Origin of the sequence: Streptomyces sp. NPDC059564 (assembly GCF_042735575.1) — a bacterium.
Taxonomy (GTDB): Bacteria; Actinomycetota; Actinomycetes; order Streptomycetales; family Streptomycetaceae; genus Streptomyces.
Window position 1 is genome coordinate 1 of sequence record NZ_JBHWBP010000673.1, and the last position, 1,580, is coordinate 1,580.

Annotated in this window: 2 protein-coding genes; both read left to right on the forward strand. The window is 76.4% G+C overall.

What is annotated here, in order from left to right; translation table 11 throughout:
• Positions 1-293: hypothetical protein (locus ACFV0Q_RS41515; protein WP_385013291.1), on the forward strand; the 293-nt coding region annotated here is incomplete at its 5' end.
• A 49-nt stretch (positions 294-342) separates the two neighbouring features.
• A partial coding sequence (locus ACFV0Q_RS41520) for an MFS transporter (protein ID WP_385013292.1) occupies positions 343-1,580 on the forward strand: 1,238 nt, incomplete at its 3' end.

The window sequence follows — 1,580 nt, forward strand, 5'->3', positions numbered from 1 at the left end:
GGGGCCGTCGGGGCGGGCTCGTGCGGGCGTGGTTCCGGTTCGGGGAGGTGCCCGGGGTGACCCTGGGGCCCGGCCCCGGCCCCGGCCCCAGCCCCGGTCCCGGTCCCGGTCCCGGTCCCGGTACCCGCGCGGCCGGCGCCGCCGCCTCGCGGGCCCTCGCCGAAGCGGGGCTCGGCCATCTCGGCGGCCGCCTGGAGCTGCGTACGTACGGGCCCGCCCCCACCGCCACCCGGCTCACCCGTGCCGCCCGCCGGGCCGTCGCCCGCGCGCTGACGGCCCGGCCCCGCCCCTGAGACATCCGCCCCACCCCCCTCCTCGTAGAACTCGCAGAAAAGGTGCACCATGGACGCCCCCGTACAACCTCCCAGCCCCTCGCCCTCCCCCGAGCGCGTGCAGTGGGGCCGGGTCGGCTCCCTCGTCGGCGGCCAGGCCGCCGTCCAGCTCGGCAGCTTCGCCCTGCTCATCGCCATGAACTGGACGGCCGTCGAGCTCGGCGGCACCCGGGCCGTGACCCTGCTGATGCTCGCCGCGACCGTGCCCCGCGCCCTGATGCTGATCTTCGGCGGGGCGGTCGCCGACACCCTCGGCCCGCGCTTCGTCCTGCTGCGCACCACGGCCGCGCGGGTCGCGCTGCTCGCCGTCGGCGCCGTACTCACCGCCACCGCCGAGCAGTTGTGGCCGCTGGTCGTCATCGCCCTGGTCGAGGGGGTGCTGCTCGGGCTGGCCGGCCCGGCTTCGGGCGTGCTGCTGCCGATGTTCGCCCGGGGTGAGCAACTGGCCCGCGCCAACTCCCTGTACGCGATGGTGCTCCGCGTCGCCCCGATCCTGGGCGCCCCGGCCGGCGCCTTCCTGATCACCGTCGGGGAGCTGTGGGTGGCCCTGCTGGCCGGCGCGGTCACCGGGGCGATCTGGTTCGGCTGCCTGCTGCACGTGACCCACGGCTTCGTGCGCCCGGAGCCCGAGCCCGGGGTGTCCCTCGTCAAGCGGTCCGGCGACGGTTTCCGGCTGCTGGCGCGGCACCCCCGGCTGCGCTGGATGTTCGTCGCGGCCCTCTGCCTGGACATGGCCTTCAGCTGGCCCGCCGAGGTGGCCCTGCCGCTGCTGGTCTCCGAACGCGGCTGGGGCGTGAGCGCGGTGGGCGTCGTCCTGGCGGCCTTCAGCGTGGGCGCGCTCGGCTCCAGCGCCGTCGGCGCGGCGCTCGCGCACCGCATCCCGATGTTCGTCCGGCTCGTCGTGACCGGGGCGGGGCTCGCGGCGGGGATCCTGGTGATGGCGCTGATGCCGTCCGTGGTGTCGCTCACCGCGGTCGCCGCCGCGGTCGGCCTGCTGTCGGGGCTCAACGGCCCGGCCATCGTGACCCTGTACCAGCAGTCGGCCCCGGAGGACCGGATGGGCGCCGCGATGTCGACCCTGTCGCTCGCGGGGATCGGTACGGCGCCGATCTCGATCGCCGTGTTCAGCTCGCTGTCGCTGGTGCTCGGGGTGCAGACCACCTGGCTGGACTGCCGGGCCATCGCCTGCGTGTCCCCCGTCGCCGCGGTGCTTGCCCTGCGCCACCCGGCGCACACCGAGGATCCGGC